Origin of the sequence: Paenibacillus montaniterrae (assembly GCF_018403185.1) — a bacterium.
In the GTDB taxonomy this organism is placed as follows: Bacteria; Bacillota; Bacilli; order Paenibacillales; family Paenibacillaceae; genus Pristimantibacillus; species Pristimantibacillus montaniterrae.
In genome coordinates, this window is the sequence record NZ_BOSE01000008.1 from 134,965 (window position 1) to 153,751 (window position 18,787).

17 protein-coding genes are annotated in these 18,787 nt (G+C 44.3%); 2 read left to right on the top strand and 15 right to left on the bottom strand.

Going from position 1 to position 18,787, the window contains the following annotated elements; translation table 11 throughout:
* Positions 1–33 precede the first annotated feature (33 nt).
* The 9 genes from KJS52_RS19485 to KJS52_RS19525 form a co-directional block, all read right to left on the bottom strand.
* Positions 34–2,565 carry a beta-mannosidase gene (locus tag KJS52_RS19485; protein ID WP_213518533.1) on the bottom strand — a complete coding sequence of 844 codons (2,532 nt, stop codon included), beginning with the start codon at positions 2,563–2,565 and terminating at the stop codon, positions 34–36.
* A gap of 17 nt (positions 2,566–2,582) precedes the next feature.
* Positions 2,583–3,902 carry an ABC transporter substrate-binding protein gene (locus KJS52_RS19490; RefSeq protein ID WP_213518535.1) on the bottom strand — a complete coding sequence of 440 codons (1,320 nt, stop codon included), beginning with the start codon at positions 3,900–3,902 and terminating at the stop codon, positions 2,583–2,585.
* 30 nt (positions 3,903–3,932) lie between these two features.
* Positions 3,933–4,766, bottom strand: a complete 834-nt coding sequence (locus KJS52_RS19495) for a carbohydrate ABC transporter permease (protein ID WP_213518537.1) — start codon at positions 4,764–4,766, stop codon at positions 3,933–3,935.
* Positions 4,767–4,768: 2 nt separating this feature from the next.
* Positions 4,769–5,674, bottom strand: a complete 906-nt coding sequence (locus KJS52_RS19500) for a carbohydrate ABC transporter permease (protein WP_213518539.1) — start codon at positions 5,672–5,674, stop codon at positions 4,769–4,771.
* Positions 5,675–5,921: 247 nt separating this feature from the next.
* Positions 5,922–6,998: a substrate-binding domain-containing protein gene (locus KJS52_RS19505; protein WP_213518541.1), complete on the bottom strand. Its 1,077-nt coding sequence runs from the start codon at positions 6,996–6,998 to the stop codon at positions 5,922–5,924.
* 147 nt (positions 6,999–7,145) lie between these two features.
* The gene (locus KJS52_RS19510; protein ID WP_213518543.1) at positions 7,146–8,237 is read right to left on the bottom strand and encodes a serine hydrolase domain-containing protein; all 1,092 of its coding nucleotides are present in this window, start codon (positions 8,235–8,237) and stop codon (positions 7,146–7,148) included.
* A gap of 53 nt (positions 8,238–8,290) precedes the next feature.
* The gene (locus KJS52_RS19515; protein ID WP_213518545.1) at positions 8,291–8,875 is read right to left on the bottom strand and encodes a TetR/AcrR family transcriptional regulator; all 585 of its coding nucleotides are present in this window, start codon (positions 8,873–8,875) and stop codon (positions 8,291–8,293) included.
* Between the two features lie 203 nt (positions 8,876–9,078).
* On the bottom strand, positions 9,079–9,729 hold the full coding sequence (locus tag KJS52_RS19520) for a FusB/FusC family EF-G-binding protein (RefSeq protein ID WP_213518547.1): 651 nt from the start codon (positions 9,727–9,729) through the stop codon (positions 9,079–9,081).
* A gap of 245 nt (positions 9,730–9,974) precedes the next feature.
* Positions 9,975–11,534 carry an ATP-binding protein gene (locus KJS52_RS19525; RefSeq protein WP_213518549.1) on the bottom strand — a complete coding sequence of 520 codons (1,560 nt, stop codon included), beginning with the start codon at positions 11,532–11,534 and terminating at the stop codon, positions 9,975–9,977.
* Between the two features lie 264 nt (positions 11,535–11,798).
* On the opposite strand from KJS52_RS19525, the gene KJS52_RS19530 reads away from it, so the two are divergent.
* Entirely contained in the window at positions 11,799–12,173 is a 375-nt protein-coding gene (locus KJS52_RS19530; protein ID WP_246563773.1) for a PilZ domain-containing protein, read from the top strand.
* 220 nt (positions 12,174–12,393) lie between these two features.
* Positions 12,394–13,611, top strand: coding sequence for a copper amine oxidase N-terminal domain-containing protein (locus KJS52_RS19535; protein ID WP_213518553.1), 1,218 nt, complete (start codon positions 12,394–12,396; stop codon positions 13,609–13,611).
* A 79-nt stretch (positions 13,612–13,690) separates the two neighbouring features.
* Here KJS52_RS19535 and KJS52_RS19540 read toward each other — a convergent pair whose 3' ends face one another.
* From KJS52_RS19540 to KJS52_RS27805, 6 genes are all read right to left on the bottom strand, one after another.
* Positions 13,691–14,170, bottom strand: a complete 480-nt coding sequence (locus KJS52_RS19540; protein WP_213518555.1) for an SRPBCC family protein — start codon at positions 14,168–14,170, stop codon at positions 13,691–13,693.
* A gap of 14 nt (positions 14,171–14,184) precedes the next feature.
* Entirely contained in the window at positions 14,185–14,610 is a 426-nt protein-coding gene (locus tag KJS52_RS19545; protein WP_213518557.1) for an SRPBCC family protein, read from the bottom strand.
* 72 nt (positions 14,611–14,682) lie between these two features.
* The gene (locus KJS52_RS19550; protein WP_373871374.1) at positions 14,683–15,666 is read right to left on the bottom strand and encodes a sigma-70 family RNA polymerase sigma factor; all 984 of its coding nucleotides are present in this window, start codon (positions 15,664–15,666) and stop codon (positions 14,683–14,685) included.
* Between the two features lie 144 nt (positions 15,667–15,810).
* Positions 15,811–16,569 (bottom strand): hypothetical protein, encoded by a 759-nt coding sequence (locus KJS52_RS19555; RefSeq protein ID WP_213518561.1) that lies wholly within the window; start codon positions 16,567–16,569, stop codon positions 15,811–15,813.
* Positions 16,570–16,930: 361 nt separating this feature from the next.
* The gene (locus KJS52_RS19560; RefSeq protein WP_213518563.1) at positions 16,931–17,638 is read right to left on the bottom strand and encodes a hypothetical protein; all 708 of its coding nucleotides are present in this window, start codon (positions 17,636–17,638) and stop codon (positions 16,931–16,933) included.
* Positions 17,639–18,142: 504 nt separating this feature from the next.
* A complete protein-coding gene (locus KJS52_RS27805; protein WP_213518926.1) occupies positions 18,143–18,718 on the bottom strand; it encodes a hypothetical protein in 576 nt (191 codons plus the stop codon).
* Positions 18,719–18,787: the final 69 nt, after the last annotated feature.

An 18,787-nucleotide genomic window follows, 5' to 3' on the forward strand; every position in this document is an offset into this window, starting at 1 on the left:
CCCATCACTCATGGAATTGTCATTACAAGCTTGCTAGCTTCGAATCACGCTTATTTCGGCTGCATTTAATGCACTGATTCTGATTGAATCAACAGCAAGAGCGAAGCCGTCAGCTTGATGAAGCGCAATGCCCCTGCTCTCACCTGGCAATAAATCAAAGAAATTATCACTCATGCGCACATTGCTCTGTGCAATCTGTATATTTACCATACGCGCTACTGCTCCGCTCGCTCGAATATAAAGCAAGCCCTGCTCTTGCGACCAATAAGCAGCAAGAACTGACTCAGGCAACTTCAGCAATTGATGATCTCGCAAATAATAGTAATTGTCGTAGCAGCTCCATTCCTCAGCCGAAAGCTTGATGACAGCCTCGGTCGCGGCAATGCCGCCAAGCAGCTCTTCTTCCTTCCACTGCTTCAGCTTAACCGAGCGATTGGCTGGAACAGTTGCTGCCACCTCCATCTGCTGAACAAGCGCGCCGCTTACATGATAAGTCTCCAGCCGAATGCTGCCTGTCATGCTTTGCAGCGTATCGTTAACGACCCAGAGATCAGTAGACGCACCGGGCTCATGATCAATCGTCAATAGCAGCGGATGATAAAATTTGCGAGCATAATAGAAGGATGCTTTCGGAAGCAGCTCATAATCAATTAAAGACCAGCTCGTTCCCGGCCAACTGTCATTATGCTGCCAAATCAATGAGCCGCTTGTCCGTTGCTTGTTGCGACGATAATGCTCGATGCCGAACTTCAAGCCCTCCGCCTGCGTCAGCATGGAAAAGCTCATATATTGCTCGATATTGTTCGGAGCACCTGTATAGCCCTCCATCAGCAATATTCCTTTACGATGGTTAGTATCCTTATTGCGATAAGCCATCTCTACACTTCCCCAATAAAATTGTCCATCGGGAATGTATTTTTCTAATGTGTAGCGATTGGCTGAAGCATGCATGCCAAATTCACTGCTGAACAGAGTATGATCTTTCTTGTAATTTTTGAAGCTTACACCTTCAATACTGTAATCCAGCATCGTCTTCTCGCCAAATTTTCTTGGGTAAACCGAGCCGTGCCAAACCTGCCAATTGTGGCGGTCCCCCTGATCGGGATCATTCGCGTCATTGCCGCCGAATGGTGAAGATGGCCAGTATGGACGTGCAGGATCAAGCTCCTCCAGCAATTGCGGCAGCAGCTCATGATAGATGGTCTCGCCGTAGAAAGGACATGTAATATCTCCATCAGCCAGCTTCATATCGTAAAGCCAATCGATTTCATTATTGCCGCACCAAAGTGCTAGCGACGCATAATTTCTTAGCCGCTTAATATTGTAGCTCGCTTCCTGCTTCACATTTTCCATAAAGTCGGCATTATAATCAGGAAATAGGGCATTAGCAAATGTGAAGTCTTGCCATACTAACAAGCCAAGCCGATCGCACTCACGATAGAAAATATCCTTTTCGTAAATCCCTCCTGCCCATACACGCAGCATATTCATGTTGCTGCCAACCGCAAGCTCGATCAAGTCGGTGTACCGCTTATCAGGAGCGGCTCCAATAAAATTGTCTACAGGAATCCAATTGGAGCCTTTGGCAAATAGTTTGACACCGTTCAGTATAAAAGCAAAGGAGTGATTGCCTTGTTCATCCTTAAGCTGCAGCTCAATAGAGCGGATGCCAAAGGGCTGCACGCAGCTGTCAACAGCCATGTCATCAACGAGCAAAGTCATTTCCAATTGATATAAATAAGGACTTCCAAGATCATGCGTCCACCACAGATTTGGACTGGCGATATGAAGCAAGCTTTCGCTGTGCCCGCCTTGAAGCGCCTGCACTTGTTCTGCAACCAGGTGGCCCTGGGCATTCAGCAAGGACACCTTTACAGTCAGCTTAGCAGCTGGATTATACCGTTTAACCTCGGTCTCTATCAGCAGCACTGCCTCTTCGTCTGCGATTGATAATGTTTTAGCATATACGCTTTCAATTCTCGCATGAGCACTTCTGCGCAAATGAACCTTGCCCCATATGCCTGCTGTCACTAATCTTGGACCCCAATCCCAGCCATAATTCATTGCAGCCTTGCGTATCCATGGACGCTCCTTCGTATAGGAGGACCATTGCATCTGCTGCTTGTCCTTATGATGAAGAAACAACGGATCAAATCTAACAGCTATCGTATTTTTGCCCGTTTTAGCTATTCTAGTAATATCGAATGAATACCCTCGATGCATATTAGCCGTCTTTGCAACTTCAAGACCATTGACATAAATCGTAGCAAATGTATCCAGTCCTTCGAAAACAAGTTCGAGCTTCTCATGCTGAGCAGGACGGTTGTCCAGCTGAAATTTTGTGCGATACCACCATTCCTTTTCTTCAATCCAGCGACAGTTTAAATCGTTATGTCCGTAATAGGGATGAGCAATCATGTTCCTCTCAATCAAAGTCGAATGGACATCACCTGGTACTGTAGTTGTTAGCCAAAATCTATCATCCAGCCCTTCATCAGCTATTTGCAAGGGAGGAAACTGCCCGACATCAAAATGCTGTAATCTCCATTCTCCCGTAAGTTCCATGCTCTCCTCCATCATCATTATTGAATCGCGCTCTCAGCTGCTTTTCCTTTTTCTACAAGCGTTTCATAGGCTTGCTCTAATGTCGTCTGGCCGAACATAACCGATTCCATCTCTGATTTGTAGGTTGCTGTAAAGTCTTCAGCTCCGGAAGGGGCCGGATAGAACGGCAATGCATTCGGCTTGGCAACCTCAAGCAAGTCGATGCCAAGTCGTTCGCCCGAAGTAAGGTTTGGCTCAATGCTTGCCAGAACATCACTATTAATTGGAATGCCGCGAGTCGTTGCCAGAAGCTTGCCCGCTTCTTGATCTGAAATAAACCATTTCAAAAATTGCTTGGCTTGCTCGATATTATTGGACTTGGCGCTAACCGAGAAGAAAATCGTCGATTGCGCCCATCCCCCTCCGGCATTTCCGACAGGATAGCTGTTGACTGCAATTTCTCCTCCTTCCGGCAGCAGCGCTTCTACAGCACTTGCAGAGCCAACTGACGACCCTCTCAGTATGACGTGCCCATTGGCAAACGAATCTGTCTGAGGATCATTTTCCTTGGAATATAGCTGCAAGTCAGCGGGTGGAACGATGCCTTGCTTTTGAAAATCGGCATATATTTCATTAAACTCGAACCATGTCTCCTTATCCAAATTGAAGGTCTTACCATCCTTGAAAATAGGACCAAGCCCTTTAGAGGTTTGATAAAACTGATACCACTCCCAAATATTTCTCAGGTCATCAATCGGATAAACATCTTCGGGAAGCTTGGTACGGGCTTCACGAGCATATTCAAAAAACTCTTCCCATGTCCAATTGTTGTGTGGAAGTGTAATGCCATATTGTTCAAAGGCCTTTTTGTTGTATACCATAGCCTGCCCATTGTAACTGAGCGGAACCCCGTACAGCTTTCCATCTATCTTCACATTCTCTATCACTTGCTCATCCACGATTTCTGATAGATCAAGCTCAGACAAGTCGGCCAGCAAGCCGCGCTTGACATAGCTTTGAATATAAGCCGCATCCATCTGCATAATATCGGGCAAGGTGCCTGATGCAGCCAGTGTCGGCAGCTTGCTCCAGTAGCCGTCCCAAGCGGTATACTCAGGAGTGAAGGTTAGACCGGCATGCTGCTCCTCATAAAGCTTTAATGCTTTCGTTGTTGCTTCATGCCGCTGGTCAGAGCCCCACCACATAATCTTTATGTTCGTACTGCCTCCACTCTTTGAAGCGCCTGAGTTTGACTTGTTGGCAGACTCCGTTGAGTTGGAGGAGCAGCCGGAAATGACCAGTGCGGAAACTAGAGTAGCTGTGGTCAACAGCTTAAACCATGGATTGATTGCTTTCATGTTAAATACACTCCCTTTTCATTTTTTGAACTATCCCTTTATTCCTGTCGTAGCAATACCCTCAACAAAATGCTTCTGAGCCAGGAAGAAAATAATCGCGGATGGCAAAACAGATAGCAGCGACATGGCCAGCAATTGCCCCCACTGGACTTCAAATTGGTCAATAAACATTCTCAAGCCAAGACCGACTGTAAACTTTTCGACTGAGCTTAAATAAAGCAATTGAGAAAAGAAATCGTCCCAGCTCCACAGAAACGTAAAAATGGCTACCGTATACAGCGCTGGCTTAATGAGCGGCATAGTAATACGAAAAAATATTCCGTAAACAGATGCTCCGTCTATTTGCGCAGCTTCATCCAGCTCACGCGGAATTCCGCGAATAAACTGTATAACTAGAAATATAAAGAATGCTCCTCCTCCAAAAAAATGCGGCAGGATCAAAGGAATATAGCTGTCGACGAAACCAAGCTTGTTGTACAGAATATATTGCGGAACCACCGTAACCTGTGCCGGCAGCATCAGCGTCATCATTAACACAGCAAACCAGAAATTGCGAAATTTAAAATTAAGCCTGGCAAAGCCATATCCAACCAGCGCAGCAGTCAGCACCCCGCCCAGCACATTCCAAAATTCCATCATCAACGTATTAGCAAAAAATGTTGTAAACGTATATTGCGAAGAGAAGGTCCAGCCTTCTGTATAGTTCTCCCACATCCACTGCTTGGGCCAAATCGTAGGCAATGACAGCTCAGAAGTGCTCTTGAATGAAGCGCCAATCCACCATATAACTGGATAGATCATCAGCAAGGAGAAAGGGATTAGAATGAGATGGCTTTTCCAAGCCTTTTTTGCTTCTGTTGCCATAGTTATCCTCTCCCCTCGGATTCATAATGGACCCAATATTTAGAAACTACAAAGTTGATAATCGTGAATACGGCGATAATGAGCAGCAGGATCCATGCCAGAGCAGAAGCATAACCCATTTGAAATTGCTTAAAGGCTTTTTCATAAAGAAATAAAACATACATGTAGGTTGCATTGGCAGGACCGCCCGCTGTAATGACAAACGCCGAAGTGAACATTTGAAAAGCATTGATGATTCCTAATACGAGGTTGAAAAACATGACAGGCGACAGCATTGGAAGTGTTATATTCCAAAACTTCCTCAGCACTCCTGCCCCGTCTACTGAAGCTGATTCATATAAATCCTTCGGGATTTGCTTCAGCCCAGCCAAAAATATGACCATCGTTGAGCCAAACTGCCAGGCACTCAACAAAACAAGGGTGCCGAGCGCTGTATTGGGATTGGAGATCCAGCCAATGCCTTCAATTCCAAACCAGCCAAGTACATGATTGATATAGCCATCTAGCCCAAACATATTGCGCCATAATGCTGCAACAGCAATACTGCCGCCAATAAGAGAAGGGAAATAAATTAATGTACGATAAAAGCTCATTCCTTTAATATCCCGATTAAGCAGCATTGCAACCATCAATGAAAAAAATAGCTTGATAGGGACAGCAAACAACACAAAAGTAAAGGTGACCGCAAGCGACTTGACAAAAAGTCTGTCCTTTTGAAAAATATTTTCATAATTTTGCGACCCAATCCAGGTTGGGGAATCAAGCAATGAATACTGCGTGAACGATAAATAAAGCGATTGCAAAATGGGCCATAGCGTTAGCAGCAGGAAGCCTATTAACCAAGGGGAAATAAAGACATACCCTGCTATATTATGTTGATGTTTAATTCGCGACTGCTTCGCAAACATAGCATTCCCTCATTTCTGTTAGAATCAGGTTTCACGATAAAATGTATCCGCTTTCTCAGTTTATATTAAAAGATACATAGAGAATTTGTCAACTAAAATAAACTAACTTTTATCTTATATGTAAACCTAACAAGGTTACTTTAATCGCTTTCAAAACAAACAATTATTCATTAGATTTTCTAGAACACAAAAAAAAGCGTCTCTGTCCTTAGACAAAAACGCTTCTTATCGAATAACAAATGTTGATTTAATTGCTGCTTTTGTAAACCGAAGCAGGGTCAGGTGCATCTATGCTCCCGCGAATAATGAGATCGCTTTGCAGTAAAATCTTCTCATAAGGCATATAAATATTGGCCAGGCGCCTGAAAAGCATTTCTACTCCTTTAATACCAAGTACTTCCTTTTCAGCATTTACCGTGCTGAGCTCAGGAAACTGCTCTAAAATCTCCGCATCATTGTCAAAGCCGATTATGGATGTATGATGCGGAACGCGAATACCAAGCTCATTCATGGCATTCAAGCAAAGTGAAGCAATTTTATCGTTAGCGCATACGAACGCAGTAGGAAGGCTTCCCTCCTTCAGTTGCTTAAATCTCCGTGCAATAAGCTCCAGGTTGCTAATGGCCAGCGTTGGTTGGATAGAAAGTAAATCACGATCTGGCTCGTACGGTATTTCATGCTCCTGCAATGCAGATTTGAAGCCGCTCCAGCGATCAGAAAAGCTTCTCGCGAATCTCCAGTCCCCGACAAATTGAATATTGGTATGACCTTTCCCTATCAAATACATCACTTGCTTGCGTACAATATCATAATTGTTCATAAAAATACTGTCTGAGCTAACCAAATCATCTTCATGATCAATCAGTACAAAGGGCACACCAATATTGCGCAGTTCAACCAGCATGGCGGATTGAATCAATCCAATCCCGATAATGCCCAGCAGCCCTTCAGGCCTCATAACCTTATGAAAATTGTCAGGTACATCATCTGTAATAAGAACAGAGGCGACGCCGCTGTTCTCCAGTCCCTTAAAGACACCGTCAAGGATCCTTCCCCAGTAGCCTGACTCTCTGTTCTGACTTCTAATATTGGGAATAAGAATCCCGACTAGCCTGCTTTGCTCTTCATTCAGTTGCTTTATTAGCTGAGTTCGCTTGCCGAGCTTTTGTTCGAGATAGCCAAGCTGGGATGCCACCTCAAATATTTTTTCCCTCGTAGCGGCACTAATGCCTGACTTTCCTGATAACGCTTTAGAAACTGCATATTTCGAAACGCCAACTCGATCGGCAATTTCTTGCATCGTTACCTTCTTATGCTTATCCATCGCAGTCCACTCCGACATTCATTAGTTTACTTGTAAACCAAATATTCTGCATATTATCATAACAAATTATGATATGGCTGTATAGAATACTTAGCTACTTAACGTGACAATAAACGCTTTAGTGGATTATATGAATGGTCGTGCCCACTAGCTAAGCACGGCGGCCAATTTGCGAATAACGTTGAAAAACAATAGGTTTATGCCCTTCGAGCGATAGGCGGTTTGATTGAAGCTCCCTGTCAGATATAGATCGAGCGCTGGTACAACCAGCATAAACGCTCCACTGACGCCAAGATGGCCCCAGGCTGTGTACTTGCGAGTGAATGGGAGAAATTGCAGCTGCATCAGACCGTAGCCATATTTCATGCCGACCCTCATTTTTTTCCAGTCCTGCATCTTGCGTAAGCTGTCATCCTTCAACAGCTGCTGCTTGGTTAGCGCCTTCATGAAAAGCAGCAGATCCTCTGTCGTACTGACCGTTTGACCGCTGGCATAGAAGCTGCTGAAGCTGCGATAGTCGTTAAGCTTTATGTGCAGCTCGTCAAGATGCAGGCTCGCGACCGGGTGTTCACTGGGAACAGCGGGCTCGGAATAATGCGCCAAATAGGAGTGGTTCATGTTGAGCGGCGTGAAAATAGTTTCATGCAGCACTTCTGCATAGCGCTTTGCAGTAATTGACTCAATAATAAGCCCCAGTAAATTGTAGCCTGTATCAGTATAATGAAACCCCTTGCCGGGCGGAAAGCGCGGCTGCAAATGCTGCTTGGACCATTCGATCGTTTCTTCCGGCGTCCAGAAGCGTGCCGGTTCCTCTAATACTTCCTCAAGAAATGGACGATGCCGCTTCGGCTTATCCTCGAAAAAATCAGGCAAGCCTGATGTATTGCTCAATAAATGCTGGAGCTGAATTTCGTGCGAGTAGTCTTCTCCCTTATAGACATGCAGCCCTTCAAGCAAGTCTGAAGGCAAATATTTCGCAATCGGATCATTATAGGCGGCAAGACCTTTCTCAATCAGCATCGCCAATATGACCGAAGTGAATGTCTTCCCAACACTTGCTGTATGAAAGGGCTGATGCGGATTCGCCAGCAGCTCATCTGTGCTGCCCGCTGCCATTGGCCAATGTATATGCCTTGCATCCGAGTGCACGAGTATATATATGTTATGCAGCTTAGAGTCCTGGCTTACTTTGCTAGCTAGCGTCTGCTCGATTTCCCCTTTAATCGCTTCAACATCCATCCCGCTTCCCCCTTGCGCTTATTTACTTAATCCTCTTCACCTGGTCGAATGCATCATTGCTGCGCATCCGGCTGCTTGCGCAATCGTGCTGCCAGCATGACATCCTCGGCGGCACTGTCCAGCAGTTCCTTCATGCTTTTCAGATCAGCTGCAATCGGCAATTGTCCATTGATCGCCATCACCGCCAAGCCTGTTTGAAATACCCTCATCTTAAGCAAAATGATCCGCAGCTCCTCATCAGTAAAGCCTGCCAGCTCAGGGTCTTTTTTCATATGGGTTACTAGCTCATTGCCCATATCCTGATCATAATGCTGCAAATAATCGTTTGGCTTTAAGACCAGATCCCGAAACAACAGCGGAAATTCCATCGCAAACTGTAAGCTTGCCATGCCAATATCGTCAAATGGGCTGCCCGTATTCTGTTTATCAATCATTTGCTGTCCGATTTGGCTAATCCTTTGAACGACTGCACGCTTCAGCTCCTCCACATCGCTAAAGTTAACGTAGATTGGTGCAATTGAGCTGCCCAGCTGCTCCGCTACTTTCCGTATTGAAATGCTGTCCATTCCTTCTGATTTGGCAATGCTGAACGCAGCTTCGACAATTTGCTCGGCTGAAAACCTCTTCTTCGGTGCCATACTTGATTCTCCTCACACTAGGGCGTGTCTGACAGTGGTCCTCGGAGTTCTCAGGCACGCCCTAAATAAATAACGATTGTTATATATCATATGATATATAACAATCGTTATGCTGTAAAGCTCTAACTTTTTTTAGTAGCCAAGCGTTGCAAATAAAAAAGGCGACCCGGGCGGGCCGCCTTTAACTAGCTTACGGTGTGGTTCTATGACAGAACCGAGCTAATGAACTTTTCCAGAGAAGCAACATCAGTAATATTTTTGTTGCACTCATGGCCGTTCATACAAATATAATTGCCAACTGATTTATAATTATCAGGCGAGCTTTCTGGTCTCTTTTTCGAAATGGCCGAAAATAACGCGAGCTTTTCAAACTTATTGCAAACGAAGCAATAGTTTTTCTTATTCGTCTCTGTAAATCTGCCTTCAATACCAACAAATTGTCCGTCCGCATCGTACACAATAAACATTTTATTGGTCGCAATATCGGTCCAGCTCAAATAAGACACATAACGGAAATCAATTTGCGAAAGGTCCGGCAGCTTCAGCTTTTTGTTTTTCTTGAACAGCTTGCGCAGCTGACCTTCAGTAATACGCGGAAACTCGATCAGATATGGCTCGAGCTCCTGCAAATATTGCTGCAAATCGGTGACAGACTTCAACTCTGAAACAGGCTCCAGCATCGACTTCATGCTTGCCGTAGCGTTAGGAAACAGCTCAAGCACCCTGGATTGCGCACTAAAGCGTACAGATTCCAATACCTTTGGATCGCTAATGGTTCGAAAGCCTTGAAGCGCTGCATTCGCTTGACTCTTGATGACATTATATTGATAGTTTCTAATAAATGGTTCGCACATGGACAACAGCCCCTTATTTTAAATTTGAATATAAAATAAGCTGCAAAGCCAAATATTAGAAAACGATAATTTGTAAACGGGCGACATCGTAAGATTGGCCCCCCACGCAAAGTATCGCCTCTAAATCAGGCTTTGCATGAGGCTTTGCCAATCCGGCAATCTCTGATTGCCATCAGTATCACCCTCCTTTTTCGCTAGAATGTAAACATTATAGCGTAAAAGCGCTATAAAATAAAGTAAGAGCGTTATGCCGGCTTAAATGCATTTGCCAAATGGTCAACCAATGCTTGCTGCAGCGTTCCTTTCGTAATCGCCTTCTTCTCAAAGGACAGCCCTGAACGAATCATCATCTTTACAACCTCCGGCCTTAGCCCTGTTACGATCGGCTGACCTCCCATCATATTCACTCCGTCAAAGACGTTAATCAGCTTTTGCACGACATTCGCATCCATTTCCATTACACCTGACAAATCAATGATCAGCGTTTCAATTTTGTCATTGCCAATTTGCGTTATGATCTTGTCCTCAATCGTTTCGGCGCGAAGCTCGTCGATCGCACCAACGAGTGGAAGAATAGAAGTTGTGCGGGTCAACGGAATAATCGGCACAGAAAGATCTTCGACCATTGCACGCTGTGCTCGAATCAGATCATCCTTAAATTGTGAATAGCTAATAAACAGCTGATTTAGAAATTGATCCATCAGCTGGTTAATATTTTTCTCCAGACTGTAATAATGCTCTCGCGATTCGCATTGATTGTTCAGCCGATCGAAATTGTACAGAAAATCCCACATTACGCGCCGTACAGCCTGAATCCATTCCAGTTTAAAGGCAAGCGTCAAGGAATGCTTTGCCCACATAACACCTTCTTGCTTGGCGAAAGCAATTACTTCATACTCCTTTCCATCAATAATGTACAGCACCAGCTTATGTGCATTCTCAAGCAGGTTAATATTGCCGATTGTGAGAATTTCGTCAATTTTATCTCGTACATTGACAGCTTCCATTAGCAGCCGTTGTTCAAACGCTTCCCGATTTACAATAAAAAATTCATTTAAGTGTGTTGTAGCTTCCAGCTCCAGCGTAACCACCTCTTTTAATTTCATATTGTTCATTTCCTTTGGAAACGAGATGGTAAATTTCGTCCCGACACCTTCCTCGCTTTGCACTTCAATCGTGCCCCCATGCTGATAAATGACAGAAAAAACAAGAGTAAGCCCCATCCCCGTTCCGTTCGCCTTCGTCGAAAAAAATGGCGTGCCAAGCATACTCAGTTTTTCCTGTGGAATGCCTAAACCATTGTCCTGAATGCAAACGATTACCTCATCGTCCGTAACGGTGTGTTCAATATAGATGGAGCCCTGATCAGGAATCGCCTCAAAGGCATTTTTCAATAAATTAAAAAAAACTTTTTTTAGTTGATTTTTTTTGCCGAATATGTATGTATCTGGGGCTTGCAAATCTTTGTGGATCGTTACCCGATAAAACTGATCCTGGAACAGCTGGGTCAATGCATCGAGCTCTACCGCCAAATTAACCGAAACATATGTCTCGTCCTCCATCTCGGGTTTGGACACTTGCAGTAAATTTTGCAAAATATCAATCGCGTTTTCCAGTTCTGATTCGGCAATTTCTACGTAATTGCGATCATGCCGTTCTCTTAGCAGCTGCAAAAATCCTTTAACAGCAGTTAACGGATTTTTAACCTCATGGGCTATACCTGCGGCAATTTGACCAACGGAAGCCAAATGGCTCATGTGAATGTCTTTTCTTTTACGCTCTACAGTATTTTCTACCTTCTGCATTCTGAACCTCCGATCTTCAATTGTCCTTCATGCTCACATAAATGTGAGATTAAATTTCCATTAAATGACGTTATGCTCACTCTATATAGTATCACAGCCTTTGACGAAATAGAGTGAAAATTTCGACGTCTGCGATTATTTAGCTCGAAGGTACTACTGAGTTGTTTCTGCATGCCACGAACAGTACAATACGACTTCATCTTCATCGTGCTTCTGTCGATGAATAGAGTATAGACAAAATTGTAACTAACGGAGGCCACTATGATGAACAATCGCAGAAAAACTCCTTTTCGCTACGTATTGAAAGAGCCTGTCGCTTTTGATCTGCAATTTTTAAGTATTAATGGCATTGTTCCACCCGAAAAGCCTGTGCTTGCCATTTTATATAATTTGAATCGCAATGGCTGCCGCATATGGATGCCGGTTTCCTTGCCTGTTGAGAACAATCATATTGAGGTAAGCATGGAAATATTATTAAATGATGTGCCTTTAACATTAAAGGGATCGCTGCGCTGGAGCCTTCCACATGAAGGCGGCTACTACTATGGAGTCGAGCTGGATGAATCAGATGAAGAACGTGACCGGCTGCCCGCTGAATTAAGGGAGCTGGCAGGACAAAATCGTATCCTGGCACAATAAAGCTGCCTTGCTCTATATGCGTTATGACCATTCCGTTGAGCACCTGAATCCTTCGAAAAAACATGTAGCTTTCCTGTGTTTTACTGGATTCAGGTGACCATCAGCATCATAAAAACTTCTAATATATTTGCATACTGTTCTGTGTTAAAATGCATATTGAGGAAATTAGATGTACTTTCCTACTTATTTCCATTATTGGAATGAAGGAGTATGATGCTAATTGAAAAAGCTAGGCATGATGGTTTTATCTTTAGTTTTAATGTCTACATTAGTGTCCAGTCTATTGAATCCAACTGCTTCAGCGAACCCCAATTTAACGGAAACAGAGAAAAACGACAGCTTTGAAACAGCAACCTCTATTGAATTGAACCGCAAATATACCGGTGTAATTGAAGGCTACTCTTCTGATGCAGGCTCCAGTGTCGATTATTACAAATTTACACTTCCTGTTGACGGTAATGTAATTGTAACGATTCATAATCAGGAAGGTAAAAACTGGTACCTTGACATTCTTACTCCAGAACACACCTTCAACACGCTATTCTCCAACAATTTGACCGAGCCACTAGACAAGTCTAAAAAGAGCAGCAGAATCGAGGTTGGTTTGCCGGCCGGAACCTACTATATGAAAGTGACCGGCTCGCCCGAAACGGTTAGTGTGCCTTATTCCTTTGAAACGACTTACTTGCAAGGGGCGAATTTTGAGAAAGAACCTAATGATACATTGCAGGAAGCGACAGCTGTACAATTGAATAAAGCTTATTCCGGGGTAATTGAGGAATACTATGATACTTGGACTTATTCAGGAACGAGTAATGACTATTTCGTTTTTACATTAGATAAAAAGACAGAAATCGCTGCTGGGATCAAGAATAAGGCAGGCTCTACATGGTATATGGAGCTTACTGATGCAAAGGGAGCTCAACTATTAAAGCATTATTCGAACCCAAACAGCAGCTCCTATTCCTCGACCGTAAAAACACTCGAAGCCGGTAAATATTATATTCGAATGAGCGGCTACAATGATGCAGCAGACAAAGTTTACAAGTTTATGCTTTCAGATAAAGGCGTAAAAGAGCTCCGTGCTTTGAACGACATTTCCGTCTATATAGACGGTGAGCATCAAGCCTACACTCAGCCACCTGTGCTGGAAAACGGGACTACACTTGTTCCAATGCGTGCCATTTTTGAGAAGTTAGGAGCTACCGTCGTTTGGAACAGTAAAAACAAAGTGGTCACTGCGAAAAAAGGCGAGACAGAAATCAAATTAACGATCGATTCCAAGGTTGCAACGGTGAACAACAAAAGCATACCTCTTGCCCAACCAGCAAAAGTAATGAACGGGTCAACAATGGTACCTTTGCGCTTTGTTAGCGAGGCGTTGGGCGCCAACATCATTTGGTTCCAGGACACCTCCACAATCTATATCGGTTCGTAACCATCAAAAATTTCTATAATCGAGGAAGCTTCCAGACATGATGGCCTGGAAGCTTCTTGGTGTATCATAATCCATTCTGCTAAGAAAAGCTCTTCAGATGCTCCGCTAGACGATCCATCGTCTGTTCTGCACCCGGGACGGCGTAGGCTTTCACCTTTTCGAATGTTTCGTCCGTTTCTTCGAAAACGGTACGATAAGTAACTTTGGTTTTCCCATCTACTTCTTCAAAGCAAGCTGTCGCCAAAAAATGGGGAAACGCATCATGCTTGAAAACGATTCGTTCGGGTTTTACAAGCTCAATAAATATATGGATGTTTGGAAAATCAACGCCATCAGGACTGTGCATAACAAACTCCCATGTACCCCCCGGTTTCAGATCAAACGTCTGAAAAGTCGATGTAAAGCCTTGAGGTCCCCACCATTTCACCAAATGCTCCTCTTTCGTCCAGGCATCAAATACAAGCTCGCGCGACGCATCAAATACGCGGGAGATTACGATCTCACGATCACCTACTTGCGCTGCAGTAATGTTATTGTTTATTCCATTGTTTTGGTTCATATCCGTTCCTCTAATTAGGCTTGTTCTACATATTTTTTGAAATTATCCATAATCGCTTGCCAGCCGGCCTGCTGGAACTCAACAGGGTGGGTGCTTTCAGGGTCAAAGGTTTCCACGACCTTCGTTTCATTTCCTTGATTATTGAACGAAATATCAACCTTCCTCCCGTCACCCATTGTATATGAAATCAACTCATGCTGCTTTACAGCATCATAAGTGCCAACAAAATCAAAGCCCGCACTGCCATCTTTCGCTTCCATTCTCGTAAGAAACTTGCCGCCGACTTGCAAATCATTTTCCGCTTTTGGCGCATGCCAATCCTCTGAAGCCTGGTTCCACTTCATAATATGGTCCGGCTCCGTCCAACAATTCCAAACTTTTTCAATTGGTGCTTGAATGACTGCCTCTACCGTTACTCTCGCTTGATTACTTGTTTCCATTTAATGGACACCTCTCTCAATTTATCATTATTTTTGCGTCTCACTATTTTAGACGTAATCCAATTGCGAAATTCATCGGTTTATTTGCTCAGGCAGTCCAAATCGCGAAAATAATTTTGCATTTATGAAATTTTGCACATGGAAGATTTTATTATCCTTGATTTCTACGACGTGAATTCCCCATGGAACAAGGATGGATGGCTCTTTACTTGGCATATATTGCGCAAACGCAGGGTAACCGCCATTTACTGTAACTGGTATAAAGCGAGAGCCTTCACAATGCCATCTTGTAAGCTCGAAAAATTGGGACAAATCGTCCTTGCCATGTATCCACATAACGAAAGGCGGCATCGACATACTGCCTTCCTCATGAAACAACGCTACTAGCGCTTGAATATCAAATTGCTCAAAGGCTTTTACGTATCGTGAAAGCAGCTCCTGATCAGGCTCGACATCCATCATATTGAACTCGTCGGAACGAAGCTGCGCTTTGTTCAATGTTTCTCTTGCTCTTTGCAGGGCGCTGTTTACCGCTGCTGGCGACATTTCTAACGTTTCTGCGATCTCTTTGGAGGACCATTCGAATACATCCTTCAAAATAAGTACCGCGCGCTGACGAAGAGGCAATGTTTGCAGAAGTGCAATAAAGCAGAGCTGAAGCGTATCTTTACGCATGAGAATCTCTTCCGGATTATCGGAAAAATCTGGAGCAGGCCAGACCCATGATGAGTCGGGCAGCATTTCACGAGGTTCGACGATAGAAACTGCCGGGTCTGACAAGTCTACTGGGAGAGTCCGACGTTTGGCTTGGCGAAGCTTGTCCAGGCATATGTTTGAAGCAATCCGATAAACCCATGTTTTAAATGAAGCTTCTTGCCTGAAAGAGCTCCAGCTTTTCCATACGCGAATGTACGTTTCCTGGACAGCATCGTCCGCATCAATGATGGAGCCCAGCATTCTGTAACAGTACGAGGTTAACTCCGGCTTTAAATTCTCAAATAATTGAAGCTCTAATGCTGTGTCGTTCATCGCTGCCTCCTTGTCATTACGGGTAATCCAATCTTTCTTCTTAAATTATACCATATTGTCGTCGCTTACTATATGGGGGCTGTCATCTATTAAGAAGCACCAAAGAACCAGACGTGTTCTTTGATGCTTCTTGTCATAATGTGGAAGGATCAACTCTTGACTAGGACATATTTATGAAGATACTGGCGCAGGAATTGGCGTTAAGGTTAGCATAATATCTCTAACTTTCAGTGAAGTTAAAGTATTTGCAATTGATGGATCAACGCCAATACCTAAGCCTACAAATGAGCCAGTTGTCGTACCTGAATAGTAAAAAATATAATTAAATTCACTAAAAGGGAAGCTACTATCAACATAACCCGTTATAACCGTATAACTTTCATAATAACTCCCCTCCCGGATAAACGTAGGAATTACATTAGCCTGAAAATATCCTTTCGAGTTGGTGAGGGCTTCTAAATATGCATAAATTTCGAATTTATAATATTGACCTGACAAAGAATGGTTAAATATCGTCTGATACCCAACATCATTCAAATTTACAGGGTAATCCTTATAGAGATATACGCTCCCTGCTCCAGCTGGACCCGTTGGGCCAGTTTGCCCTGTTGGACCAGTGTCACCTTTCGGACCAGCGTCTCCCTTCGGGCCTGGATCTCCAGTCTGACCTGGGTCGCCCTTCGGACCCGGATCTCCCTTTTGGCCTGGTGTTCCTGTTGGACCGGTAGGGCCAGTAGGACCAGTTCCTGATGGACCTGTTGGCCCTGGTGCTCCTGTTGGGCCCGGCGCTCCTGTTCCTGACGGTCCGGTCGGACCGGTCGCGCCGTTAAAGCCGTTTTGCCCCTGTAATCCTCTCGGGCCAGTCGGGCCCGTTGGGCCGGTTGGACCGATATCCTGCTGGCTCTGCAAATTTTCATTTTCAATTGCCATTTCACAAAACTCCTTTAGATTAGATTGCCTTTCAGCTTTGGCCAAGGCGGATAGCACCCAATCTTCTACCTATACCCGCTGCACTTAGGGGCATGTCCAATTGAAACCATGAGAATGAGCATGAAAAGGATGCTACATGTTATTGTTATGTACGATAACTTGATTTCGCTTGGGGAAAAGCACCATAAAAATATAAATGTGCGCATTATCCCTCCGAAATTTTCGTTGTATATAAAAGAAAATGGACATTCGCTCTGCAAGTAAGAAGTCGCTTTACTGCGAATCTTCACATTACGAGGATGTCCATTTTCTTAACACACAGATACCACTTCTGGATTAAACTGTGTTCGTGTGGATAAGGTTAAGTTATAGCTACGAAATTTATACTTGCTGTAGGGTAGACGAAGGAACCAATAGACGCCAAGCCACTACCAACGGTAAACTGCAAGTACAAGCCTCCATCAACAATAGCGGAGCCGCTCAACATAAGCGTCGAGGGATTTACTAATGAACTCCCAGTTCCCCCAGGGTAAAATGCCTGGAAATTGTCCCCACTTTCAGAAGTTGAAAGATAAGCAAATACTCCTGTTGATTGAGTGGCACTGAAAAAAACTTGAAAATTTACTAGATACATATGATTCGGAGCCAACTGGAAAGTAGTTCCAGTACCGTCAACACTAATTAAATTCCCAGCTTGCTTATCAAGTGTGAACCCATTAACTGGTGTTTCAAGATTAGGTACGCCAATTCCAGTGTAAGTTGTATATTGGGCGAACCCTGGTGACAAACCTGCTGGTCCCGTTGGACCAGCCTGCCCCGGGTTCCCTTGCGGGCCCGTATCTCCCTTTTGGCCTGGAGTTCCTGTTGGACCAGTCACTCCTATTCCCGTTGGACCCGTTGGCCCTGGCGTTCCCGTCGGCCCTGTAGGCCCTGCTCCTGACGGCCCGGTCGGACCTGTCGCTCCGTTAAACCCATTTTGTCCCGCTAATCCTCTCGGGCCAGTCGGACCGGTCGGACCCGTTGGGCCGACATCCTGCTGGGCCTGCAAATTTTCATTTTCATTTGCCATTTCACAAAACTCCTTTAGATTAGATTGCCTTTCAGCTTTCGCCAAGGCGGATAGCGCCCAATCTTCTACCTCTACCCGCTGCACTTAGGTGCATGTCCAATTGAAGCGCATGAGAATGAGCATGAAAAGGATGCTACATGTTATTGGTATGTGTAGCAACTTGATTTTGCTTGGGGAGAATACCTTGGAAATATAAATGTGCGCATTATCCTTTCAAATTTTCCTTGTATATACAAGAAAAATCCGCTAAGCCCCTACAGTAGTAGGAACTTCGCGGTTTTATTATTCTCTATACTATTTATTGTACGTCTTTAGCTTCGCAACCCCGTAGATAGCTGAATCGATATCTTGCTCGATATCACGCCTTACTGAAGTATCGCCTTGACCAAGCCAAAGAAAAAATTCCTTTGGTCCTATGTTCCTGGTCAATGGGCTGTGTGTAGAAATTAGCACCAATATTGATGTTTTCCAATAAAGGTAGAGCTCTTATAGGCTATTAATTATTTATGAACCTTGCGAAACTGGAGTGATCGTCAGAAGCATATCCAGGAATTGGATGTTTGGCGATACGTTCCCACTGAGTTCCAATTTAACATAAGAATTTTCGGACGCGGTAAAAATATGTGAGGTGTTCAAGAAATAATTGTAAGAATTATCAGAAACCAGACCCTCAACTACAACTGGAGAATAGTAGTTCCCATTCTCCCATGTTACAGTAAACGGGACAGTATATGGACCACCAAAATAGGCTAATCGTACATATATTTCGAACCTATAAAGCCCTGATTCAAGTTGCCCCAATTGTTGCTGGAACAGGGTTGTATTTCCTCCAGTAAAACTCACATCAGGGAAAGTATAGACGCTAATCTTTCCGCCCGTACCACCTGATCCTGTTGGACCCGTGGGACCTGTTGGTCCCGTACCTCCTGCTCCCGTCGGGCCCGTCGGACCCGTTCCTGACGGACCGGTCGCTCCGTTAAACCCGTTTTGTCCCTGTAATCCCCTTGGGCCAGTCGGGCCAGTCGGCCCCGTTGGACCGATATCCTGCTGAGCCTGCAAATTTTCATTTTCATTTGCCATTTCACAAAACTCCTTTCGAGCGGTATCCTAATGATATGTGGGGTAAAGCTTCTAACAATGCGCATTTAC